The organism is Pontibacter sp. LHS1 (genome assembly GCF_058932855.1).
Genome location: NZ_JBZYWF010000002.1, coordinates 149,953 through 174,460 on the forward strand (window position 1 = coordinate 149,953; position 24,508 = coordinate 174,460).

Consider the following 24,508-nt stretch of genomic DNA (forward strand, 5'->3'; position numbering starts at 1 on the left):
AAAATAATGCTAGCATTCATTTCCAGTAGGTACAGGCTTTACAAAAGAGCTAATCGTATTGCGAAGCTTAAAGATAAATTGCCTCCCTATGTTAAAAAAGAATTTGATGCTGAGCTGAACTATAAAATTTGGGTAACTAAAGGAGCTAGATACCAGGCTCATGCTAGGTGTTTAAGGAAGGCAAATTTATCATCTAAGACCATAGGTTATTTATCAGCATATTTGATAATAGTCAATCTATTCACAGTATATGATGTTTCTTTTATCTCTCCGCTTGATGTAAACTCTTTAGGTTTCGTTACAACGTCTTTATCTATACTTATACTTGTGTTTAGCCAATTTGAAACAGCTAATAAGTATGAAGTTAGAGCATTACGTTATCATGATTGTGCTAACGAGTTATCGGTGCTATATAACGAATTGCGGCAAGCAAAGACTTTAATTCAAGAAAAGGAAGATCTGAATAAAAAAATAGTCTCATTACTAAAAAGGTATGACGCTACCCTAGCTAAATATGAAAATCATGAGCCTATTGATTTTGAGAAATTTCAAATCACAAAGCCAAAGTACTTTAACAAAAACCTAATTAGACGCTGGTATACAAGGGTTGAATATTTTATCAGAGAAGAACTTTTATACTTCGCCTTAATAGTCGGCCCAATTATCTTATACATAATATTTCAGCTTAACGCTGAATAGGTATAAACAAAATTAAATGACCAACTGGAAAACACATAAACTTGGAGAAATAGCAACTATAATAGATAGTTTGCACAAGACTCCTAGTTACTCATCCTCAGGCTATCCAATGGTTCGTGTAACGGATATTAAGGGTGGACCTCTTAATCTTCATTCTACTCTAAAAGTGTCAAGTGAAGTATATGAAGAGTTTAGCAAAAAGTACAAAGCCAAAAAAGGAGACATTGTTATGTCAAGAGTTGGTACGTATGGTATCTCTAGCTATGTACCAAACGATCAAGCTTTCTGCTTAGGTCAAAACACTTTATTTGTAGTTCCTAAAATAGATTCTCAGTTTCTATATTATTCTTTGTGCTCAACAATTGTTAGAGAACAAATAGATTCTTTAGCTACAGGTTCAACACAAAAAACAATTAGCTTAAAAAGTATCAAGGAGCTAGAGATCAAAACTCCCGATCTCCCAACCCAACGCCGCATAGCCGAAATCTTATCTGCACTTGATGACAAAATAGAGCTAAACCGCCGCATGAACAAACGCTGGAGCAAATGGCGCAAATTCTCTTCCGGCAGTATTTCGTGGATGGTATTGATGAAGAGAATCTGCCGGAGGGATGGCGTTTTGGCGGTATTGGAGAAGTCAGCTCAATTCAAAACGGCTACGCTTTCAAAAGCAAAGACTTTAAGGAAGAGGGAACGAACGGTGTTATTAAAATCAAAAACATCAATAATAACAGTGTTGAAATTCATACTACACAGTTCATAGATGAACAAGTAGCAAATACAGTACATCAAAAATTTAAAGTAAATAGTGGTGACATTTTAATCGCTATGACTGGTGCTGAAGTTGGTAAAATCGGAATTGTTCCATCGACTGAGAAATCTTTATGGTTAAATCAACGTGTCGGTTGTTTCAAGGAGAAAGTAGCTTTTGGTAATTATTTCACTTTTATACTTTTAACTTCTGAAGCTTACCAAGAGGAACTAAGAACTACAGCTATGGGGAGTGCACAGCCAAATATTAGTGGTAGTGATATTGAAGGTATTAAGTGTGTTTTACCACCTTTAAAACAAGTCTCTGAGTTTGGGGAAAAAGTTAAGCCTATGTTCGATAGAATCTGCTCAAACTTACATGAAAATTATCTCTTATCTAATACAAGAGACACCCTCCTTCCCAAACTCATGTCGGGAGAAATTGATGTAATGCAAACCAAACCGGACGAACTGCATGAGCCAGTACTTAGCTGAAGAAGCCATTGAGCAAGCGGCCATTGCCTGGCTGCGCGAACTGGAGCCCTATACCTACCAACATGGCTCTGATATAAAGCGCGACCTGAGCAAAGCCGTGCTCGAAGATGTGTTTGAAGGATTTCTGCAGCGCCGCTACCCGCAGGTGCCGCAAAAAGTGCTGGCCGAACTGAAGCAGGAGTTCCTCTATAACAGCGGCGCCGACCTGCACCAGCGCAACCACGCCTTCCACCTCAAGCTCAGCAAAGGCATCAGCAAAACCTGGAAAGACGATGCAGGCAAACAGCACTTCGGCCACTTCTACCCCATCGCCTACGAGGATATTTCGCAGAACGAGTTTCGGGTGGTCAACCAGTTCACCATCATCGGCAAAAGCAAGCGTATCCCCGACCTGATCATTTTCGTGAATGGCCTGCCGCTGGTGCTCTTCGAATTCAAAAACCTGTTCAACCAGGACGCCACCGTAGAAGCCGCCTACAACCAGGTGCAGCACTATACCTACCAGATTCCGCAGCTCTTCGAATACAATGCCCTCACCGTGGTAAGCGACGGCCAAACCACCCTGCACGGCATGTATAGCAGCGGCCTGGAGTGGTTCGCCGCCTGGAAAAGCACCGACGGCAAAGAAGTGAATCCGTATGGATTCGCACTGGAGACCCTTATCAAAGGCTTGCTCGTGCCTGAGCGACTTTTGCAATACGTGCGCCACTACATCTTCCATGAGCTCGACAAGGGCCAGCTGATCAAGAAAGGCGCCAAGTACCACCAGTTCTTCGGCATACAGTACGCCCTGCAGCAAACCCTGCAGTCGGTCAAGCCCTACGGCGATGGCCGCATCGGCGTGGTATGGCACACCACCCGCTCCGGCAAAAGCATTACCATGGCCATTTACACCGGCATTCTGCGCCAGCTGCCTGAGCTGAAGAACCCGACCATTGTGGTGCAGGTAGACCGCTTCGACCTCAACCGCCAGCTCTTCGACGATTTCGTGGCCGCCAAAGACCTGGTAGGCGAAGTGCGCATAGCCAACACCACAGACGAGCTGCGCAGCCTGCTCAGCGGCGATAGCGGCGGCGTGGTGTTCAGCACCGTGCAGAAGTTCAACCTGAAAGACACCGCCAACGGCCGCGAGCTGGAGCACCCCGTGCTGAGCACCCGCGACAACATTATCGTGATTGCCGACGAGTGCCACCGCACGCAGTATGGCCTGGTGCAGGGCTTTGCCAACAACCTGCGCCGCGCACTGCCGCAGGCGAGTTTCATCGGCTTTACCGGCACGCCTGTCGACAGCAAAGACGCCGACACCGTAGCCGTGTTCGGCGACATCATCCATACCTACGACATCCGCCAGGCCACCGAAGACAAAGCCGTCGTGCCGATCTATTACGAGCCGCGCCTGGCCAAGCTCCACTTGGGCAACGAGCAGCTCGAAGAAGAAGCCGAAGAAATAACCGGCGGTCTGGAAGAAAGCGACAGGAACAAGATACTGTGGGCCGCGATGGAAGACGCCGCCGGAGCCAAAGAGCGCGTCGAAGCCATCGCCCGCGACATCCTGCAGCACTATACCTCCCGGACTAAAAACCTGGAAGGCAAAGCCATGATCGTGTGTATGAGCCGCCGCAATTGCGTGAAGCTTTACGACGCTTTAACGGCCTTGGAAGGCTGCCCCGAAGTGGCCGTGATCATGACCACCAACATCGCCAAAGACCCACCGGCCTGGCACCCGCATGTGCGCTCCAAAGAGGACATGGAAGGCATCAAATCCCGCTTCAAAAACCCGGACGATCCGCTCAAACTCGTGATCGTGCGCGACATGTGGCTCACCGGCTTCGACAACCCTGCCATGCATACCTTGTATGTCGACAAAGTGATGAGCGGCCACAACCTGATACAAGCCGTCAACCGCGTTGCCACCGTTTTCCGCGACAAGCCCAGCGGCCTGATCGTCGACTACATCGGCATCGGCGACCGACTGCGCGACGCCACCAAGAAGTATACCTCTGCAGGCGGAGAAGGCAAAGTAGCTTTTGATATTGAAGAGGCCTTTGAGCTGGCCAGGGAAACGGCTGCTTTGCTACGGGATATGCTGCCGGGCGGGCCTGTAAATGTATCTGCAAATGTACCGACGTCATACATGACGTCGCCTGCCGTGGATAACGCAACAAAGCAAGCTACAACGCAAACAGCCGGCGCTATACCTAACAGCCACGCCGCTGATTGGGGAACGATTGCGACGTCATGTATGACGTCGGTACAGGCGTCTGTACCTTACTTCTCAGCTATACCTAAAACCGAGAAGCTGAAGCTGGTACAACATGCAATCAATCATCTGGTAGCCGACGATGAACGAAGCAAAACCTTTATGCTGAACGAAAAGAAACTCAGCAGCCTCGCTCCTATTATCAAAAGCCACGACAGCATCAACGAGCTAGCCGCCGACATTGTATACCTGCAGCACGTCGGTGCGGCCCTTCGCAAAGCCAAAAACCCCGACCGGAAAATAAGGGAGAAAGCGGACAAGGTAAAAGACCTGATTCACCGCAGCATTGAGAGCGAAGAGGTAGTGGACGTCTTCAAGATGGCAGGTATAGAACGCTTCGATATCTCCATCATCAACGATGAGTTTTTGGCCACCGCCAAAGAGCAGAAAACCGGCAACGAACTGAAACTGGAACTGCTTCGCCAGATTATGAACGATGAGCTCAAGCTGCGTTCTTACAAAAACCTGGTGAAGTATAAGAACCTGAAAGAAGAAGTGGAACGCATCATCTCCGACTACCACAACCACTTTTTCGATAGTCTGGTCGCCATGGAAAAGATGCGCGAACTCGCCCGGCAAATGCAGGAAGAAGACGAGCGCCGCAAGCAACTAGGTATAACCGCCGAAGAAGAAGCCTTTTACGAAATTCTGGCCAACCACCCGAACGCGATACAGGACTTCGCTGTGATAAAAGAGCTCGTGCAGAAAATAGTGCTTGAAGTAAAACGCAGCTCCCAGCAACCCGACTGGTACAAAAAAGACGATACCAAAGCACAGCTTCAACTAGCCGTGAAAAAGGTGCTCCGCTTCAAAGTAAAGACCGAACTGCAGGAGATACTGGATGAGATCATGGAGCAGGCCGAAGCCAGGTATAAGGAGTATGATATGAGTGTGGCGTAAATTGCCTCGTAGGGACAGGTTGCGACCTGTCCGCGGGATAGCATAACAATAAAACAAGAAACTTGAAATGCGGCAAGACCCAATCCCGTGAATCCTTTAATCCTGTAAATCCTGATTCAGACAAATTACCCTGTGCACGATTCGGACAGGTCGCAGCCTGTCCCAACAAACATGAATTAAACTAAAGAACAACCCATGAAAACAACCTTACTCTTCCTCACCCTTTTCATCACCTCTTCCTTCGTATTCCTGAAAACCGACTGGGTAGAAAAGCAAGTCAGCCCGGTCTTAACCGTAGCCTTCCCGCTCGAACCGCAGACGCATGAAGATGCCAGGCAGAAGATATTAGCGATCAGCAATACCAGAACCTATTTCATGGCCATGACCAGTCAGCTGCCGCACCAGGAGAAGCTGACGAAGCTCGACATACAGGGTGTGCTGATGGGCGCCGTGCATGGAACATTGAACGCCGCCAACGGGAAGCTGCTGAAGGAAACGGATTACACGTTTGGCGACTCCCCCGCTAAGGAAATTACCTACACCGCTGCGCATCCGGAGACGGGCAAACCGATGACCTGCTTCAAGCGCATGTTCGTGCTGGACCGTACCCTATACCTGTTCGACTGCTGGTACCTCGAAGAAGGCAATGCCGCCAGTGAAGAGGACAAAGAAACGTTCTTTAACTCTATTCAGCTCAAACCCTAAACTCAGGTATAGCCAACAGATCAGGGAAACTGTGCTCACAGCTGGTTTTTAGCTAGGCGACTTTACGATCTGTAGCAGGTATAGCGTCTGTTATCTGCAGCACTAAAAACGAAACGGGCAGGCGCTCTGACTAAAAGCACCTGCCCGTTTAGCATCACTTAAATGCAGGAAATCATCCCCCCTTCAGGGCCTCCCGCACCGTCTCCGCCATGGGTGTAGTCGGATGTCCGATCAAGCTGGAAAGCTGGCGGCTGTCATCGTATAGGGCTCCCTTTGAAGCGGACACATCCCAGCCAGCGATTGCCTGGGCCAGTCCCTCGGGTAAGCCGAAGCTGGCCAGTGCGGCAGCATAGTCCGCTTCCGGCAGGTTTTTATATGGAATGTCTTTTCCGGTCTGGCGGGAAATTTCTGCGGCCAGATCGCTCAGGGTATAGGCCTCGTCTCCGGCCAGTTCGTATACCTTGCCTTCGTGCCCTTCTCCGGTTATAACAGCTACGGCAGCATCAGCATAGTCAGCCCGGGATGCGGAAGAGATTTTTCCCTCACCGGCACTGCCGATAAAAGCGCCACCGGCAACCGCTCCTGCCACAGACCCGGTATAGTTTTCGGTGTACCAGCCGTTGCGCAGGATCGTGTACGGTATACCTGCGTCCTTCAACATGGCCTCAGTTTCCAGGTGCTCCTGGGCCAGGCTCAGGGAAGAGGTGTCGGCGTGCAGCAGACTGGTATACACGATGCGTTTCACCGGGGCTTTTTTGGCCGCCTCAATTACATTGTCATGATGCATGACCCGCTCCCCAACTTCGCTGGACGAGATCAGGAGCAGCGTGTCTATACCGTCCATGGCGCGATTCAGGGTCTCCGGTTTGCTGTAATCCGCCTCCCGGACTTCCACGCCCAGGTCATCGGCTTTTTCAGGCGTGCGTACCAGCGCGATAATGTTTTCCGGCGCTACTTTCTCTTTGAGTTTTGTCACAACAAGCCTTCCCAATTGGCCTGTTGCTCCTGTTATGGCTATCTTCATCCTTTTATGGGTTTTTAGTTTATACTCAGATCAGCAGCCTTTGCTTATAACCGCTGCATTACCTGCTATACCTTACGTAGGGAGTTGAAAACTATTAGAAAACCTACCAAAAAAAGAGGAGTGCACCCTGGTACACTCCCCAATTGATTAAAAACACCAGCTGAATATTCCGTTTCTCCGGCCTGCTGCAAGTCAGGCAGCATACCTGTCAGAGAAAACACCTGCCCGTTTGTGGTTGCCGGGTAGCACGTCAGATGCCCTGGCTGATGAAAGTCGCTTCCTGCGGTTCTTTTTTACTCGCTTTGATATCAGCCCACTCGTGTTCCAGCATGCTCATCTCCACCAGGCTCCAGTAGGTATCGCCCACCTTTCTCTTGTCGCGCAACACGCCGTCGCGCCTGAAGCCTGAGCTGCGGTAGCAGCGGATTGCGGCCTTGTTGCGGTCGTACACACCCAAACTGATGCGGTGCAGCTGGAGCTCCTCGAAACCTATCCGCAGGATGGCGTGCATCATATCCTGGCAATAGCCTTTGCCCCGCACCCTTTTGCTGCCGATCAGCACCCTGCTGATGCGGGCCGACCTGTTTTTCCGATCGATGGAGCCCAGTGAAATATGTCCGATGGCCTGCCCGAGCTGCGAGTCCACCACCTTATAGATCATCACCTCCGACCGCTCCGGGTCATTGGCACCTTTAATGTACCACTTCAGGTCGTCTTCTGTCAGCGGAAACTTAAACGTGGACCCGCACCAGTTTATGAGCAATTCCTCATGCGTGATCCAGTTCATCAGCTGCCCAAAATCTTCTTCACTAAAATATTCCAGTTGCACCATAAGCTTGTTTTAATTTCGCGTGTCTCTAGAGATCGTCTTACGCGAATATCAGGCAGGTGGTCAGGAGATTCCGTAGTTCAGCCGAACGAATAAGTATTTCCCAGTACCAGTACAGGTGTCTGGGTAGGCTGATCAGCAAAAGCAGCGGGAAGCGCCTCAGCTTGCTGTATTCACAACCGTCACCACTCGGCCGGATCGTCCGGAGGGAGTGAAAACTCTGAGCTTGATCTCCCCTTTTTCGCTGATGGGCCCGGTGTATACCTTGCTCTTTTCGCCTGGCTCCGAGCCGTCGGTGGTATAGCGGATGATGAAACCCGGCAGCTGCACATTTGCGTGTACTTTACCATTCTCTACCACAGCTCCGGCTGTAGGTATACGGTACTGGTAGCCACCGGCGTAATGGCTCAGACGAGGGAGCTCCCGCTTGCCCAGCACATTCACAAAGGCAGACCAGGCCTGGTTGTAGGCAGCTTCTCCTTTTGCAGCATCCGGTTCGCTTGCCCAGGCTGGGTCGGGTGCCCAGGCTCTCTCCGCCAAGCCCAACAGCTTCGGCAGCAGCATGTACTCCAGGCGCTCCGGGGTTTTGATCATCTCCGACCAAAGAGGCGCCTGCAGGCCCACAATATTCGACCTGCCAAAGGCGGTGAGTTGTTCTTTTCCTTTGAAGACCGCAGGGTTGATCGGCTTGTTGTCCGTATCCACCTTCTGGTTCTTCATGTAGTCAAACGGGATAAAATAGAAAGGCTTGTCCAGATCCAGGTAGCCGGCCCAGTACAGTCCCGGCTCTTCGTAGGCTTTCTGGTAAGTCAGGTCCAGGTATAAATTGGAGGCATTGGTGAGCACGACTTTGTAACCGGCATTCGCCATGCGGTAGGCCAGGTCCTCTGCGCCCCACAGGTTATTCCAGACATCCACATGAAAGTTCCTGCCTTTGAAATCCGGGTTCGGTACATACACGTTTTTGCCGTTCTGCTTCACCTTTGTCAGGCCTATTTCTTCCCAGCCTGACAGGTATAGCTTACGGGCATTCAGCATGTCATTCACCTTGCCGAAGAAGTAATCCCAGAGATCATCTTTGCTGTTTACTTTCGGGTTAGCCGCAATTAAAGCCTGCACGGCCGGTGATTTCTCCCACACCCCTGCCGGTACTTCGTCGCCGCCCATGTGAATGGTCTGGATCGGCGCACCGGCTTCCTGGTACATGGCCAGGATCTCGTCTACCACTTTTTCGAGGAAGGTATAGGTCGAAGGCAGCGAAACATCGATCACATTATCATTCCAGTTCTGCACCGATCGGTACACCGACTGATCGTTCAGGTCATGGAGCAGGTAGCGTTTTGCTTCTTCCGGTTTCCCCTCCTGCATCAGGCGGGCATAGCGGGCATCCATCGATTTGATTGCGGCCCGGGCATGTCCCGGTGTCTCTATTTCAGGGATCACCTTGATGTGGCGCTCCGTGGCATACTTCAGTATCTGGATATAGTCGGCTTTGGTATAGTGTCCGCTGCCACTGGTTTTATCTGCCTCCGGACCTGAGCCCAGCGAAGGCTGCAGATAATCCTTTTCGTCTATGGTATGGCCGCGTCTGCCGCCCACTTCTGTCAGCTCCGGCAGACCCGGAATTTCCAGGCGCCAGCCTTCGTCATCGTTCAGGTGAAAATGCAGCACGTTCAGCTTGTAGAGCGCCATCAGGTCGAGCACCTTCAGCACCTGCTCCTTTGACTGAAAGTTGCGGGACACATCCATCATAAAGGCTCGGTGACCAAACCGCGGTGCATCCGAAACACGAACGCCGGGAAGTGAAACAGCGCTTTCGTTTTTAGTCAGAGCTGTGGCCGGTATCAGCGTCTTCAGTGACTGGGTACCGTAGAAGGCACCAGCCGGTGTAGAGGCAGCGATCACCACTTCCTGCGGACTCACCTGCAGTTCGTAGGCCTCAGGCCCCATCCCTTTCTTCTGCTGCAAACGGATCGCTTTGCCTGTGCCCAGCATACTGATCACCGGCTTCTTTCCGAAGACCGTGCTTAAGTGCTCCGCCAGCAAATCAGCCTCGCGCATAAATGCCGCATCAGCCACAATGGGTACTGCAGCGGTCATGGTAAAAGGCTTTCCTGTTTCGTGGTAGACAGCCGGCGTCGGGAAAACCTTGGTCAGCTTTTCTTCCGGAATGTTGGTGATGACCCTGTTCTGCTCAAAGATGTCTTTTGCCTGCACCCAGTCTACCCAGGGCTGGTCCGGCTTTTTCACGTTGATCGGAGCTGTAGCATAACCCTTCGACTTGTCCTGATCCCAAACCAGGTAAAAGCCGTGCGGCGTTCTGGAGTCGTTCACAACCTGTCCTCCAGAAACAAATTCTATACGCTGCGAAGCCCCCGGCGCCAGCTCCTTGAAGGTGGCCGTAGGTACCATGTAGCGCAGGTCGCCATTCACATGCGCTACCTTGACAGGCGCATTCTCCGCTTTGGGTTTGAGGGCAGGAAAGGAATGGAAATACAGGGTCCAGCCGCTTGCCGGCAAAGGCACCTTTCCGGTGTTGGTAAGAGTGAACACAGCCAGTGTCTGCGGCTTGTTCTCATACTTTCCGTCTGCTACTTCATAAGTCAGCTGAAGCTTCTTCGGATCAAACTGACTAAGACTTTCCTGCGCAAAGGCATTTGCATAAAGCAGGACAAAGAGGGCACATACTACTACTGCCAGGGTCTTTTTCATTCTATTAAATAATTCAGGCTAATGGATCTAACCTGAAATATAGCACAAAATGAGTAGAACCTAAACCTTCGGCGCTGGATCGTTGTGAAGACATTGATTTCCAGCGTGGAGAATCAGAACAGTCAGGACCTTTACTGTCAAGGTCTTTTCAAGCTCTCTTTTTTTGTCATCCTGTAAGGATCCTGGTAGCGTATAGCATAGGCTTATCACCCCTCTAACCAAGTTTCTTAACAGAATGACAGTGGGTTAAAGGCAAATATTATTAGAATACAACGACGCTAATATGATGCTTAGGCTGTTCTATACCTTCTTTTTGTCATCCTGTAAGGATCTTGGTAGCTAGCCTGAGAAGCTGTATTTCAAGGATCAGCTTTCAAAAATCGCAGGTATGGATTCTCACTTTTTATCAACTCCATTTTCTTATCGCGACTCCAGCTCTTTAGCTCCTTCTCTCTATCTATAGCATGCTGCACATAGGTATAGCGCTCATAATATACAAGCTTGTAACAGAAGTAGCGACCTGCAAACGTCTCGGGTTTACCTCTGTTTTCCTTATGTTGATCAAGCCGATATACCAAGTCATTTGTAACCCCCACATAAAGCACAGTCTTGCCTGGGTTAGTGGTGATATAGACGAAGTAGTTATGGCTTTTCATTGTATACTCCAAGGCCGAAGCATTCTAATTTTTTTTTGGCATCCTGTAAGGATCTTGGTAAAGAGGGCCCCTACCCCCGCAACTAGTTTAAGCTTAACCTCCCTTCAACCAAGCTTCTTAACAGAATGACAATAAGTTTTGAGATGGTTTTCTTAGAACTCACCGGCCCTCCCTACTGCGACCACTCCGTAGGCTTGCGGTCCCAGCGGTGCGACTTGAGCTGCTCCAGTAGCTCGTCCGGTAAACCTTTCCCATCGCCGGCCTGCAGATTGGCCTGCACGTGGTGGGCTTTGCGCATACCAGGTATCGTAGTGCTCACATCCGGATTACTCAGAATAAAGCGCAGGGCCATCTCCGCCATAGTCATGCCGGCAGGTAGAAGCGGCTTCAGCCGGTCGGCATGCGCTACGCTGGCTTTCAGGTTCTCAGGCACAAAGTAAGTGCTTCGCCAGTCGTCTGCGGGGAAAGTGGTTTCAGTCGTAAAAGTGCCGGTGAGGGTGCCTTCATCAAAGGGAACGCGGGCGATGGTGGCGATATCCAGTTCGCGGCAAAGCGGGAAAAGGCTGTCTTCCGGCGCCTGATCAAAAATGTTGTAGATGACCTGTACGCTGCTGATGTGGCCGGTACGCAAAGTCTGGAGCACGTTATCCGGCTCCCAGCGATTCACGCTCACGCCCATGTGCTGAATTTTGCCATCGGCTTTCAGCTTCTCCACAGCCCGCTGCCATTCTTCCTGCTCTGCCCAGCTGTCTTCCCAGACATGAAACTGCTGCAGGTCGATCGTTTCCACCCCCAGGTTCTGCAGGCTTTTCTCGGTATAGGAGATGATGTGATCGGCAGGGAAACAATCTTCGAGCTTGTAGGATGCCTTCGACGGCCACTTCATGTTTTTAGGCGGAATCTTGGTCGCCACGTACAGGCGTTTATCCGGATTACGCCGGAGCAGGCGGCCGAGGATCTGCTCGCTTTTGCCTTTGCCGTAGCCCCAGGCTGTATCAAAAAAGTTGCAGCCGCCTTCCACGGCCAGGTCTAATGAGCGGTCTGACTGCTGGTCATCCGAACCTGTCCAGCCGGCCATACCCCACATCCCATATCCTACTTCGCTCACCTGCCAGCCTGTGCGGCCAAATCTTCTGTACTCCATAACTTGTTATTTCTAAGTTCTCAATTCTGCATTCATACTGCTGTAAATATACAAGAGTTGTCGTCCTTTCGGCCTGAATCTATCTGGCAAATACGATATTCCGGGAGAGATTCTTATATTAGACTTCTCAAAAGCCACACCCCATGACGACTATGCTGAAACATCTTTGGAAGAAAGCCACCCTCACAACACTTGCTGTTATCTCCTTCACCCTGTCCGGTCATGCGCAGGAAGGGAAAACCGAAGCAGACATACAGGCCATCATGCAGCAGCATGACATGGTAGGATTGTCGGTTGCCGTCGTAAAGAAGGGGGAGATAGTCTACGCCAAATCCTTCGGGCTGAAGGATATTGAAAGCCAGACACCGCTCTCCAATAACGACATCTTCAGGATCGCTTCCATCTCCAAATCCTTTACCGTCACGGCCCTGATGCAACTGGTCGAGGCGGGTAAGCTCTCTTTGGATGATGATGTCAGCAAGCTCGTAGGTTTTCAGGTGCGGAACCCCAAATACCCGAATAAGGAGATTACCCTGCGCATGATGCTTTCGCATACCTCCAGCATCAACGACAGCGAAGGCTACTTTACGCTCGATACCATCGACCCTGCCAAAAACCCAAACTGGGCAGCCTGCTACAATAATTACGAACCGGGCACACGCTACGAGTACTGCAACCTGGGTTTCAATATGGCCGGCACCATTCTGGAGAAACTTTCCGGTGAGCGTTTCGACCAGTACGTGAAGCGCCACATCCTGAATCCATTGGGTCTGTACGGCGGCTACCAGGTAGACTCCCTGGACGCCAGTCGCTTCGTGACCCTTTATGAATACAAGCCTGACTCCGGCAGTTTCTCCCCTTCGCCCTCGGCCTATGCGCCACGCCGGGAGGAAATAAGCAGGTACAGAATGGGCTATACCACTCCCATCTTCTCGCCCACCGGCGGCATGAAAATGTCAGCTCCCGATCTGGCCAGGTATATGACCATGCACCTAAACAAAGGCGAGTACAAGGGCACCCGGATCATCTCGAAGAAGAGCGCCAAACAAATGCAGTCGAAGATCGCGGACAATGGCTACGGCCTTGCGCTGAAAACTGAAAGCAAGCTGATACCCGGCAAAGCCCTGGTGGGACACACCGGCAATGCCTACGGACTCTACAGCGCCATGTTCTTTCAGCCAAAAGAGCAGTTTGGCTTTGTGGTGATCACCAACGGAACCAGCGCCCCTGAAGTGAATGAGTATAACCTGGCACTGGCTGAAGTTATTAATAGCTTGTATAATAACTTAATTAAATAACAGGCTTTGCTCCAAAACCAAGACGGCCTGATGCTTGAAAACCTATACCTGCAGATGGCATAACAAGGCCGGTATAGCAGCCTTATGAAAGCAGTGCTTCTGCCGGGATGATGAACCGGAAGGTAGTGCCCACGTGCAGCTGGCTCTCCACCGTCACTTTCCAGCCCATAGCCTCTGTATGCGCTTTGAGCAGGAACAGCCCAACTCCACGTCCCTTGATATCCTTGTGGAAGCGCTCGTAGAGCTTAAACACTTTCTCCGCTGCCTTGCGCGTGTCAAAGCCCTGGCCGTTGTCAGCAAATGTTAGCCCCAGTTCGCCGGTCGCTTTTCTCTCAGCAGTCAGCGTGATATGTAAGGTCCGTTCCGATGAGCGGAACTTGATGGCATTGGAAAGTAATCCGTAAAAGATGCTGAACAAATAAGTTCGGACGGCCCGCACCTTAATGGCCGGGTCTACCGCCAGCACGACTTCAGCGCCAATCTGCTGCAGGACCTCTTCAAATTTTACCTGTACCTGTCCGAACAGCCAGACCAGGTTGACCTGCTCCAGCTCCAGCACATCGTCCCGCTCCCTTACCGAAAGCACGGTGTTCACATCGCGTAACACCGTGTCGATCTGTTGTATGCTGGTTTGCAGGTGCGCCCTGATCGCAGCAAAATTGCCGGATGATGCATCAGTAGTGTGAAGCAGGTGCGCCAGCCCAAGCGCATTTGCGACCGGTGCCCGGAGGTTGTGAGACACAATGTAGGTAAACTCCTGCAGGTCTTTGTTCTGCTGGTAGAGGTGCTGCGAAAGTTGCAGCAGGTTCGCCTCCGCGTCTTTCTGCAGCGTAATGTCCCGCTGCACGGCGATGAACCGCGTGACGGTGCCCTTATCATCCAGGATTGGTGTAATATCCATCGACACCCAGAACCTGTCTCCTGACTTCCGGTAGTTGACGAGTCTGGCGCTGAAGTGTGATGCTTCCTGCAGCCCCTTCCTGATCTGCTGCACGGCTTCGGGATCAGTTTCCGGTCCCTGCAATAATTCTCCGGGCTTCCTGCCCCGCATTTCATCCAGGGTATACCCCGTGATGCGGGTAAAGCCCTCGTTCACCCACTCAGTCTGTCCGGCAGCATCGGTGATCACGACGCCATTGTCCGTCTGGCTGGCTACGAGCGATAGTTTCTCCACTTCCTTTAAAGCCAGCACCTTGTCCGTCACATCAGAAAAGTAAACGGCCAGGCCTTCGTCCGAAGGAAAAGCCTTTACCTCCAGCCACTTTCCCGGTCGCTCTGAGTAAGCCTCGAAATGCACACTCTCACCGGTTTCCATTGCATGGCGGTATTGCCTGTAAAAGTGTCCTTCGGTATCAAACCGAGAGTGCTCCTGTAGTTTGGTTCCCACAATTTCCTGCTCTGTGGCACCGATGATCCGCTCAAACTCGCTGTTCACAGATGTAAAGTACCACTCCTTGTCCAGGGTGAAAAAGGCATCGGTGATACTTTCAAAAATGGTGTTCAGCTTTTTAGCCTGCCGCTCGATGGTTTCGAAAGAACGGACAATCGGGGTGATGTCTTTGGCAATGGTCTGGGCCCCGATAACCTGGTCACCTGCCGGCACCGGAAACTTAACCGTGTCCAGCACGATGGCCTGCGTTCCCCGGGGTTTCAGCTCCAGGTCGTAGCGCAGGGTGCTGCCCAGCAGTGCCTCCTGCAGCGACCGTGCATTGACGGCGGCCATATCCGGGGGAAGCAGCTCGGTGAGCGACCTGCCGACTACCGAGTCTGCCGCTGCGCCAAATGTCTCGCGAAAGGCCTGGTTTACCTCAGTCACGACACCATGCAGGTTCTCAAACAGCACAATGTCCGGGTTATTATCAAACAGGGCCTTGTAACGCTGCTCACTTTCTTCCAGGCGCAGCCTGCCATGTTTGCGCTCGGTAATATCGCGGGAGCTAACCACAAAGCCACTCATGGTGCTGTTTCCGACCTGGTTGCTGACAATGGCCTCCACCCAGCGCCAGCTTCCCTCCGCATCCCGTATCCGGAAGTCCTGCATGCGCAGCAGTTCGAGCTTAGCCGCCCTCTTCCAGGATCTTCGTACAGCAGGCAGATCATCAGGGTGAATGTAGCTGCAGGTATTGCTGCACAGGAGGTCCCGCACCTCGTAGCCCAGTATACGCCTGAAGGCATTGTTGGCAAACAGGAAATTTCCTTCCTCATCGAGGAGAGCCAGCATGTCAGACCCGTGCTCTATGAGCGTTCTGTAGAAGGCTTCCTTCTCCTCCACTTTACGGCGCAGTTTGTACTCAACTGAGATATCGGTGGCAGTGCAGTAGATGAAGCCATCCTCATCAGAAAGCGTAGCTGTCCAGAGCAGGGGAACTTCATGGCCATCCTGGTGCAGGTAGCGGTTTTCAAAATGCAGCATGCTGGAAGTGAGCTTGAGCTGCCTGGAGGCCTGCACAGTGTTTTCCAAATCCTCGGGATGCACAAAGGAGGTAAAAGGCTTCCCCTCTACCTCGTGACGGTCGTAGCCCAGAATCTGTTTGCAGGCTTCACTTACTTTGACAAAAACACCTCTTGAATCAATGACGCATAGTAAACCATGCGAGTACCTGACAAGTTTTTCATTGAATTCGAGTTCATTCATAACGTTCTACAGATAAAACAACAGCTTGTAGCTGCCAGTGGGAAGAATCAATAGCAGGTGAGCCTTATCTTTCTAAAGTTCAGCTATATACAATTGCACCGATTTGACATTGAATTAAAGTTAAAACAATATATATAAATACAACAAGACTAACAACTTAGCATAGTGGAATAATCCGATTATGCCCTTTTAATTGCACTAAATTATCCAGGGAATCAACTTGTATCTGTTGTGGATCATTAACTCACCAAAGCTTAGCAGACTAGTTATTCTGAATTGTCTCCTTCCGCGTAGACCCCGGCTTTAGTCTCAGTTCACGAGTTCTATAAGTATTTACCGCGTAAGAGCCAGTCTGGACTGCGCTGGCTGCGATTCCCGGCCAGCAAGATTAGGTATAACTTCCTCCCCTGTTTTAGCGTGCAATTTATGACGGGCTGCCATCCGCTGCCCTGCTGATTTCTGATATACTTAATCTGGCACGCCTATGAAATTTCATCAAACGCTACAGCGCACAACTTTTGCTTCAGGCCAAAAGAATAAAACAAGAACAGACAGGTCATTTGCCCTGCTATTGCTCATGCTATGCCTGGTCCTGGGAAGTTGCGGCTCCTCTAAACTGGGCGCTTCCGGACAGCGCAAAACAGCAGGCAAAACCTTTGTGATCGTGGGGGCATCCAGCGGATTTGGACGTGGCGTGGCTGAGCAACTGGGAGCCTACGGCGCCAATGTGGTGCTGGCCGCCCGTAGAGGGGAGCTGTTGGAGGAAGTCGCGACACAGGTGCGGACCAACGGTGGTACTGCCATCACCGTGCCCATGGACATCAGCAAGCCAGAGGATGTGCAGCGCGTGATGCAGGCAGCCCTGCAGCAATACGGCAAGGTGGATGTCTGGATCAACATGGCCGGCGTAGGCGCCATCGGTAAGTTCTGGGAGATCCCGCTCGAGGACCAGGCACGCATCGTCGATGTCAACCTCAAAGGCTTCATCTACGGCAGTCAGGTCGCCATCCAGCAGTTCCTGGTGCAGGGACATGGCACACTCATCAACATGGGCTCTGTCGAGAGTAATGTGCCACTGGCCTACCACGCCTCTTATGCTGCTACCAAGGGAGGTATCCTGAACCTGGGGCAGGCACTGAATCAGGAGCTCCGGCTGACCGGCAACAAACATATCCGGGTGGTGACGGTGGAGCCCTGGGCAGTAGACACGCCCTTCTGGCGGCATGCGGCCAATTATAGCGGCGGCACACCCCGCATGGCCGCCATGGACGATCCGAAGAAGGTGGTGAACTCCACGATCAGGGCCTCCCTTCGCGGCCGGAATGAGCGGCCGGTGGGCTGGAAAGCAAAAGGAGCCTGGTACTTCCATCGCCTCTTCCCCCGCACCACCGAAAGCCTCTCCGGCAACATCATCCACAAGTACCAGATAGAGAACGCACCGCCTGCCCCACCTACCAGCGGCTCGGCATTTGAACCCATGGAAGCAGGCCGTGGCGTGGACGACGGGGTGCGCCAGCGAATAAAGGAAGAGAAAAAAATGCGCCGCCAGCAAAAGAAAAGAGGACAGTAAACGAACAGCGCTTATACCTGAGCGACGCAGCGCCTGCCTGTCACATCATGAACCTTTACCTGCTTTGTCCGACAGCCGTACATAAAATCTCGTGCTGGACATAACGCTATGAAAAAACAAAAGAAAAAAGAGCAAAAGAAATCAGATAAACTGGGGGCGAAGGATCTGCAAAACCTCGGCTTTCCCACTGGCAAGCCCCTGGGCACTGCACTCAACATCATCCATACCTACTATACCGAACTGGGCAAACACCACCAGATTGAGCTGCTGCAGGATGTGCTGGCAGCGCCCGATCAATACCACATGCATGCCACACTAGGGCCGCTGGCACAGGCGCTTATTCACCAAAAAGAAGCAGAGCCCGTTGCGCTCAGGCAGGAGAAGCAGGAATATGCCGTGTATGGTGCGGAAGGTATAGAACAGGGAGCCCGCGACCAGATGGACATTGCCATGCGCCTGCCCGTGACAAGCGGCGGCGCCCTGATGCCGGACGCACACCAGGGCTACGGTCTGCCAGTAGGCGGCGTACTGGCCACGCACAATGCCGTTATACCCTATGGTGTGGGCGTGGACATCGGCTGCCGTATGAGCATGAGCATTTTCGACATCCATACCGGCTACCTGGACAAAAACCGGGAACAGCTCATCAAGGTACTTACCGACAGCACCCGCTTCGGCAACACTGCCTTCAAACGCCCCATGGACCACGAGATCATGAGTCGGCCGGAGTTCAACGAGATTCCGATCGTGCGGGAGCTTAAAGACCGGGCTTTTCAGCAGTTGGGCACCTCGGGTGGTGGCAACCATTTTGTGGAGTTTGGCACGGTGGAGATACATGACGGGGATAACGAACTGGCTATACCTGCGGGCAAGTACCTGGCCATCCTCTCCCACTCCGGCTCCCGCAGGCTCGGGGCCAACATTGCAGGCTACTACACCAAGGTGGCCATGGATGCCTGCCCGCTGCCCAACGAGGCAAAGCACCTGGCCTGGCTCGACCTGGACTCCGAAGCCGGGCAGGAGTATTGGCTGGCTATGAACCTGGCCGGTGATTACGCCTCTGCCTGTCATCACCAGATACACGAACGTCTGGCGGCAAAACTCGGGGAGGCTCCTATGGCCCGGATCGAGAACCACCACAACTTCGCCTGGAAAGAAAAAGACGCCAAAGGAAACGAGGTGATCGTGCACCGCAAAGGCGCTACGCCGGCGGGTAAAGGTGTGCTGGGCATCATACCGGGTACTATGGCCACACCGGGCTTTATCGTGCGCGGCAAAGGCGAAGCGGCTTCCATCAATTCGGCCTCACACGGGGCGGGTCGGACAATGTCGCGCACGCAGGCTATCAAAACACTTTCACCCACCGAGATGCGCCGCTTCCTGCAGAAGGCTGGCGTCGAGCTAGTGGGTGCCGGACTCGATGAGGCGCCGATGGCTTACAAAGACATATACCAGGTGATGGACTACCAGCGGGATCTGGTGGAAGTACTCGGCACCTTCACCCCCAAGATCGTGCGCATGAACGAAGACAAGAAGTATGTGGAGGTAGATTGACAGCGGTGGCAGGATGAAAAATTGCGAGAACCCAAACTCGTATAGCGCCTAATTACGTAATTTGCTGAGCATCCTATACCTGCCCCTCCATGCCGAAATTCAAAGACTCTTTGCGACTCGTCTGGTCTGCCGTAAAAGGCACGGAGCACGACTACACCACGCTCGGTATCCGGACGAGCATCGTACTGCTGGCCGTGCCGATGATCCTGGAGATGGTGATGGAGTCGCTTTTCGCAGTGGTCGACATCTTCTTTGTGGGCAGACTGGGCTCCAAAGCCCTGGCGACGGTAGGACTGAGCGAGACGGTGCTGATGATCATCTACTCGATCGGCATGGGGGTGAGCATTGCTGCCACCGCCATGGTCTCGCGGCGCATTGGTGAGAAGAACTACCAGGAGGCCGCCAACGTGACCTATCAGCTCCTGGTGACGGGAACTGTGCTGGCGCTGGCCATGGGCTTTCTGGCTACCTGGTATGCGGCCGATCTGCTGGCCCTGCTGGGTGCCGAGGCAGACGTGATTGCGTATGGCCTGCGTTACGCCCAAATCGTTTTTGCCGGTAACCTGGCTATCATCCTGCTTTTTCTGATCAATGGTGTCTTCAGGGGCGCCGGTCTGCCGCACCTGGCTATGCGTGCCCTCTGGATTGCGAACGGCACCAACATCGTTCTGGACCCGCTCCTGATCTTTGGTATCGGCGGCTTTGAGGGCTGGGGACTGGAGGGAGCTGCCTGGGCCACGACCATCGGCCGTAGTGTGGGGGTGGTATACCAGTTTTACCACCTGCTCAATGGGCGGCATCTGCTCAAACTCGGTCGCCGGAACCTGGTCATCAGCCTGGCCATGATCTGGCGCATCCTCAAAGTATCCTCAGGGGGTATGGGCCAGTACCTGATCGACTCTGCCAGCTGGATCTTCCTGACCCGCATCATTGCTGAGTTTGGGAGCAATACCCTGGCTGGCTATACCGTTGCCTTCCGCATCATCATGTTCGCCCTGCTGCCTGCCTGGGGCCTGTCTTCGGCGGCAGCTACGCTGGTCGGACAGAACCTGGGGGCGCAGAAAGCCATGCGGGCTGAGCTGTCGGTCTGGCTGACGGCCAAATATAATGTCATTTTCATGGCGGCTGTTACTGTGTTTTTTCTGCTCTTCGGTGAGTCCATCGCAGGCATCTTTGCACATGACGAAGAGGTGGTCGGTGTGGCCTCAGAAGCGCTCCGCATCATTACGCTGGGCTATGTCTTTTTTGGATTGGGGATGGTGATGGTACAGGCCTTCAACGGTGCAGGCGACACCCGCACCCCCTCCATCATCAACGTGGTGGTGCTCTGGCTGATCGAAATTCCGCTCGCCTACCTCCTGGCCCTCACCCTTGGCTTCGGGGCAACCGGCGTTTTCTTTGCCATCGCTTTCTGTCACTCTTTCCATGCCCTGGTCAGCTGGTGGCTCTTCCGCCGCGGCACCTGGAAGAAAGTGAAGGTATAGCGTATAACTGACTCGCATGAAGCCGGAAACAAAAAAGCAGGTATAGCTTCAAGGGCTATACCTGCTTTTTATAGTTAAAAGAAGTGTCGGTTAATTCTGCACTAACAGACCATCGATGTTGGCAACGAAATAAGCATGCGCCTGCTCCATTGTCAGGATATGTCCTTTCTTCTGGGCTTCATCAGCCAGTCGAAAACCTAGCTCGGCTGCAGCCATACGTTGAAGCGGTGTGCCGTGGTGACCATCGCTCGTGAAACCGCAATCACCGATCCCGAAGAACAGTTCGTAGAACTGCGCCACACGCTTGCTGTTATAAGTTGCGCCACGCTTGTGCGTCATGTAATAAGCTGCCAGAAAATCGGCCTCCAACTCCTTGTAGCGCGTCGCTTCCGGTGTGCTGGCAAAGGTGCCTGCTGGATACCAGGCGTTCGTATTCATGAACTGAATCTGGTGCGCCCACTCGTGCGCCAGTATACCTGTCCAAACGATGTCCTTGTCTATACCTGTTTCAGAAAGCATATCAACAATACCATCTCCGATCACGATCAGGTTGTTATAAGTAGTAGCAAAACCATCTGCTGCAAAGAATGGGGATTCCGGCAATTGATCTGAAAAAGTATTGAAGTATAGGAGTTGATCAGCAGCAGCATAAGCATCCTGTCTTGTTTCAATACCTACTCCTACCAGTTGATACACATCCGCCAGTTTCTCTCTGTCGTTGAGGGTAGCCGTGTGCTGGCCATTCACCCTGATCAGGTTCGGCATGTTCCAGAATTTCTCCAGCTCACGCTGGCGCTTCACCATTAAGTTAGTGTACTCTCCGTTGGCACCAAAATATTGGTTAGATTCGTCAAAAGCTGCGGAGTAGAAGTTCAGAGAGGTATATAAATCTAATATAATTTGAGCTTGAGCAACATTTCCAAATAAACCTATCAGATCATTACCCAAAGGGCTAAAGTATCTGTTTTGTACTTCAGCAAAAGCCGTTGGCCCACATTCAGACGTGTCAACAACATTACTCATCAGCATATTGCGCAGATTTTCCTGCATCGGCAACAACTCCATCGGTTTTAAGGGTACAAAATCCGATGCGTTTTGATTTGCTACCGAAGTAGCATTTAAGGTACTGTTTGAAGAGGGGTTAAGCTCTTCTATTTCCTTGTCACAGGAAAAAGTTAAAAAGGCGAGGCCCAGGCAAAGTAAAGTAGTCTTTGTCTTGTTCATACTACACGGGTTTAAGTTTGTTAATAAGTAAAGATTAATGAAAAATTAAAGAATCTGATGTTGTGACATAATATCATTAAAATTAGCAAACCTTGCACCTAATGCAAATTTAAATAACACATTAGATAAAAAATATTCATTTGGATAGATCATAATGGCCCTGTTGTTTCTACTCAAAATTGTACTTCATACAACTCCGGAAAAGCTCAGCCGTTATTGCAGGAAGTAACAGAAATTAGTCACATAGACGTATCCTATGAGGCTAAATCGAGAGCCCCATACGTTAACAATCATGTTTTCTGCACTTTACAGTTACGCGCTATCTAACCTTCTCTTGAGGCATCCTTATATAGCATGGATTGCATTGAGCCTGGCACTTGCCATACCTGCGACAACGCATGCGCAGGAAACTTCACAGGATACGGTGGAGGCGGTAGTACCTGAGTGGCCGGAAGATTCGCTGGGAAGGCGCACGCCGCGGGGGACTGTCGTGGGTTTTATCCGGGCGGTGGCCGATGAGGACTATGCCACAGCTGCCCTTTACCTCAACCTTAACACACCAGAAGGCACGATAAAAGACGGAGCTGCCACAGCACAGGCCCTGCAACGCCTGCTGGACCAGCGCAGCAAGACCCTCCCCCGCTCCTGGATCAGTGACACACCCGAAGGCGACCTGGAAGACAACCTGCCACCGGACAAGGAAAGAGTCGGTACCGCCGAGGTAGATAATGAAACCTTTGACCTGCTCCTTGAAAAAACAGAGGGACCTGCTGGCGGCCCCATCTGGCTGGTCGCTTCCGAGACCATCAGCAAAGTACCCCTGCAGATCGAAGCGCCTAAAACTGCTGTCGTAGAAAGTGTATTGCCAGATTACCTCACCGAAACCAGATGGGGCGGGGTTCCTGCCGGACACTGGCTGGCCATGCTCCTGATTGCAATCATAGCTTACCTGTTTGCCTGGGGAATCACGGCCGCACTCACATACCTCATCAACTATGTCTGGCGCAAAACGAGGGATGAACCCACTTATGGTTTCATCCGGGCCTTCTCTTTGCCGATCCGGCTATACCTGGCTGCCCTGATCCTTGTGTTGTTGAGCCAACGACTGGGCATCTCCTTTGTGGTGCGGCAGCGCTTCAGTGAGTTTACCATTATCGTGGGCCTGGTGGCTGTGATCCTGCTGCTATGGCGCCTGGTCGACGCGATCACCAATTTCAGCCAACGGCGGCTCGTGCAGAAGAACAACATGTCCGGGATCTCAGTAGTGCTGTTCTTGCGTCGCGGTGCCAAGATCGCCCTGCTGGTGTTCGGCATTATCTTCATTCTCGACACACTGGGGTTTGACGTGACCACTGGTCTGGCTGCCTTAGGTATAGGCGGTATTGCGCTGGCTTTAGGCGCTCAGAAGACGGTAGAGAACTTTGTCGGGAGCGTTACCCTGATTGCCGACCAACCCATCCGGGTAGGCGACTTCTGCAAAGTAGGTGACACAACAGGCACGGTAGAGCAGATCGGCATGCGCTCCACCCGCCTGCGCACAACGGAGCGTACGATCGTTACGATCCCGAACGGAGACTTTTCTTCGCAGAAGATCGAGAACTTCGCCCACCGCGACCGCTTCCTCTTTGCCCCGGTGCTGCGTCTGCGCTACGATACCACGCCAGCCCAGATACAGGCCGTGTTACGGGCTCTCCGGGAAACACTCATGGCCCACCCTAAAATAGACAATGACAGCGCCCGCGTACGCCTGACCGAGATCACTTCAGATGCACTCAAGGTCGAGGTATTCTCCTACGTTCTGACCAGCGATTTTAATGAGCAGCTCGAGATCAAGGAAGGCTTGCTCCTGAGTATGATGGATGCCGTGAATACGAAAGGCAAAGGCTTCGCTCTGCCAGTACAGCAACTGCTGGTAAGTCAGGATGGTACAGGTATAGCGGATGCAGAGGAGAAGCCATTATAATCCCGCCAGTCAGACAATCAAGACAGATAAACCAAATATAGCTGTGAGCACTGAGATTAATTCTGAATACTGCAGCATCTTACCTGGTAGCACCTTCTTTAAAATCATAAGGAACCTCAGGCTCCTGAACGCGTAGCATAAAAACAACTCTGCTTATGATCAACGCTTTACAAACAGAGAAACTACACCAGGACGAGTACCTAAGCATTGAGGTGGACCGCAAACTGAACCTCCTCTTTACCCGTTGGCTACGGCATCCCTCCAGCGAAGAATTCAGGCGCTCGCTTACACTTGCTGCTGACTATGTCTGTGATCTGGGGTGCCGCTACTGGCTAAGTGACGCCCGTAAGCTTTACTACATGGAACTGGCAGACCAGAACTGGCTGGTAAGCACCCTGATTCCAAAAATAAACCCCTACCTCACCCGCTTTGCCCGCGTCATGACAGAAGAGGGCTTGTCGATGCTGGACATGCAACGTATCAAGCACAAGATGGCAGAAGAGCAAAACGTAGCAGAAGCCAATACCCGGGTAGAAATGTTTCTGGATGCAGAAAGCGCAACAGAATGGCTGCTCCAGCAGCACGACTCCAACAGCCGGATTTAAG

General features: G+C 51.9%; 17 protein-coding genes and 1 pseudogene. 11 read left to right on the top strand and 7 right to left on the bottom strand.

Annotated features, from left to right (window positions below):
- The first annotated feature begins 6 nt into the window (after window positions 1-6).
- From AC5FXQ_RS05040 to AC5FXQ_RS05060, 5 genes and pseudogenes are all read left to right on the top strand, one after another.
- Window positions 7-699 carry an SLATT domain-containing protein gene (locus AC5FXQ_RS05040; RefSeq protein WP_493601401.1) on the top strand — a complete coding sequence of 231 codons (693 nt, stop codon included), beginning with the start codon at window positions 7-9 and terminating at the stop codon, window positions 697-699.
- A 16-nt stretch (window positions 700-715) separates the two neighbouring features.
- Window positions 716-1,219, top strand: a pseudogene (locus AC5FXQ_RS05045) (restriction endonuclease subunit S); the annotation flags it as partial.
- A 26-nt stretch (window positions 1,220-1,245) separates the two neighbouring features.
- Window positions 1,246-1,944: a restriction endonuclease subunit S gene (locus tag AC5FXQ_RS05050; RefSeq protein ID WP_493601402.1), complete on the top strand. Its 699-nt coding sequence runs from the start codon at window positions 1,246-1,248 to the stop codon at window positions 1,942-1,944.
- Window positions 1,925-5,104 (top strand): type I restriction endonuclease subunit R, encoded by a 3,180-nt coding sequence (locus AC5FXQ_RS05055; protein ID WP_493601403.1) that lies wholly within the window; start codon window positions 1,925-1,927, stop codon window positions 5,102-5,104. The genes AC5FXQ_RS05050 and AC5FXQ_RS05055 overlap by 20 nt, the downstream gene beginning before the upstream one ends.
- A 195-nt stretch (window positions 5,105-5,299) precedes the next feature.
- Window positions 5,300-5,809, top strand: a complete 510-nt coding sequence (locus AC5FXQ_RS05060; protein WP_493601404.1) for a hypothetical protein — start codon at window positions 5,300-5,302, stop codon at window positions 5,807-5,809.
- Window positions 5,810-5,981: 172 nt separating this feature from the next.
- Here AC5FXQ_RS05060 and AC5FXQ_RS05065 read toward each other — a convergent pair whose 3' ends face one another.
- The 5 genes from AC5FXQ_RS05065 to AC5FXQ_RS05085 all read right to left on the bottom strand — a co-directional run bounded on the left by AC5FXQ_RS05065 (window position 5,982) and on the right by AC5FXQ_RS05085 (window position 12,174).
- The gene (locus AC5FXQ_RS05065) at window positions 5,982-6,833 is read right to left on the bottom strand and encodes an SDR family oxidoreductase (protein WP_493601405.1); all 852 of its coding nucleotides are present in this window, start codon (window positions 6,831-6,833) and stop codon (window positions 5,982-5,984) included.
- Between the two features lie 250 nt (window positions 6,834-7,083).
- A complete protein-coding gene (locus AC5FXQ_RS05070) occupies window positions 7,084-7,665 on the bottom strand; it encodes a GNAT family N-acetyltransferase (RefSeq protein WP_493601406.1) in 582 nt (193 codons plus the stop codon).
- Window positions 7,666-7,821: 156 nt separating this feature from the next.
- A complete protein-coding gene (locus AC5FXQ_RS05075) occupies window positions 7,822-10,374 on the bottom strand; it encodes a beta-N-acetylhexosaminidase (protein ID WP_493601407.1) in 2,553 nt (850 codons plus the stop codon).
- A gap of 359 nt (window positions 10,375-10,733) precedes the next feature.
- Window positions 10,734-11,030, bottom strand: a complete 297-nt coding sequence (locus AC5FXQ_RS05080; protein WP_493601408.1) for a GIY-YIG nuclease family protein — start codon at window positions 11,028-11,030, stop codon at window positions 10,734-10,736.
- Window positions 11,031-11,202: 172 nt separating this feature from the next.
- On the bottom strand, window positions 11,203-12,174 hold the full coding sequence (locus tag AC5FXQ_RS05085; protein WP_493601409.1) for an aldo/keto reductase: 972 nt from the start codon (window positions 12,172-12,174) through the stop codon (window positions 11,203-11,205).
- 143 nt (window positions 12,175-12,317) lie between these two features.
- Between AC5FXQ_RS05085 and AC5FXQ_RS05090 the strand changes: the two genes are divergently transcribed.
- Window positions 12,318-13,472 (top strand): serine hydrolase domain-containing protein, encoded by a 1,155-nt coding sequence (locus tag AC5FXQ_RS05090; RefSeq protein ID WP_493601410.1) that lies wholly within the window; start codon window positions 12,318-12,320, stop codon window positions 13,470-13,472.
- Window positions 13,473-13,554: 82 nt separating this feature from the next.
- Here the strand turns inward: AC5FXQ_RS05090 and AC5FXQ_RS05095 are convergent, their stop codons facing one another.
- Window positions 13,555-16,107: a PAS domain S-box protein gene (locus tag AC5FXQ_RS05095; RefSeq protein WP_493601411.1), complete on the bottom strand. Its 2,553-nt coding sequence runs from the start codon at window positions 16,105-16,107 to the stop codon at window positions 13,555-13,557.
- 484 nt (window positions 16,108-16,591) lie between these two features.
- On the opposite strand from AC5FXQ_RS05095, the gene AC5FXQ_RS05100 reads away from it, so the two are divergent.
- The 3 genes from AC5FXQ_RS05100 to AC5FXQ_RS05110 all read left to right on the top strand — a co-directional run bounded on the left by AC5FXQ_RS05100 (window position 16,592) and on the right by AC5FXQ_RS05110 (window position 20,715).
- Window positions 16,592-17,677 carry an SDR family NAD(P)-dependent oxidoreductase gene (locus AC5FXQ_RS05100; RefSeq protein ID WP_493601412.1) on the top strand — a complete coding sequence of 362 codons (1,086 nt, stop codon included), beginning with the start codon at window positions 16,592-16,594 and terminating at the stop codon, window positions 17,675-17,677.
- 108 nt (window positions 17,678-17,785) lie between these two features.
- Window positions 17,786-19,231, top strand: a complete 1,446-nt coding sequence (locus AC5FXQ_RS05105) for an RtcB family protein (protein WP_493601413.1) — start codon at window positions 17,786-17,788, stop codon at window positions 19,229-19,231.
- Window positions 19,232-19,320: 89 nt separating this feature from the next.
- Window positions 19,321-20,715 (top strand): MATE family efflux transporter, encoded by a 1,395-nt coding sequence (locus AC5FXQ_RS05110; RefSeq protein WP_493601414.1) that lies wholly within the window; start codon window positions 19,321-19,323, stop codon window positions 20,713-20,715.
- Window positions 20,716-20,805: 90 nt separating this feature from the next.
- Here the strand turns inward: AC5FXQ_RS05110 and AC5FXQ_RS05115 are convergent, their stop codons facing one another.
- Complete coding sequence (locus AC5FXQ_RS05115; protein ID WP_493601415.1) at window positions 20,806-21,939, bottom strand: hypothetical protein; 1,134 nt, start codon at window positions 21,937-21,939, stop codon at window positions 20,806-20,808.
- Between the two features lie 364 nt (window positions 21,940-22,303).
- Here AC5FXQ_RS05115 and AC5FXQ_RS05120 point away from each other — a divergent pair, with 364 nt between their 5' ends.
- Both AC5FXQ_RS05120 and AC5FXQ_RS05125 read left to right on the top strand, forming a co-directional pair.
- Window positions 22,304-23,902: a mechanosensitive ion channel family protein gene (locus tag AC5FXQ_RS05120; protein ID WP_493601416.1), complete on the top strand. Its 1,599-nt coding sequence runs from the start codon at window positions 22,304-22,306 to the stop codon at window positions 23,900-23,902.
- 155 nt (window positions 23,903-24,057) lie between these two features.
- A complete protein-coding gene (locus tag AC5FXQ_RS05125) occupies window positions 24,058-24,507 on the top strand; it encodes a hypothetical protein (RefSeq protein ID WP_493601417.1) in 450 nt (149 codons plus the stop codon).
- Window position 24,508: the final 1 nt, after the last annotated feature.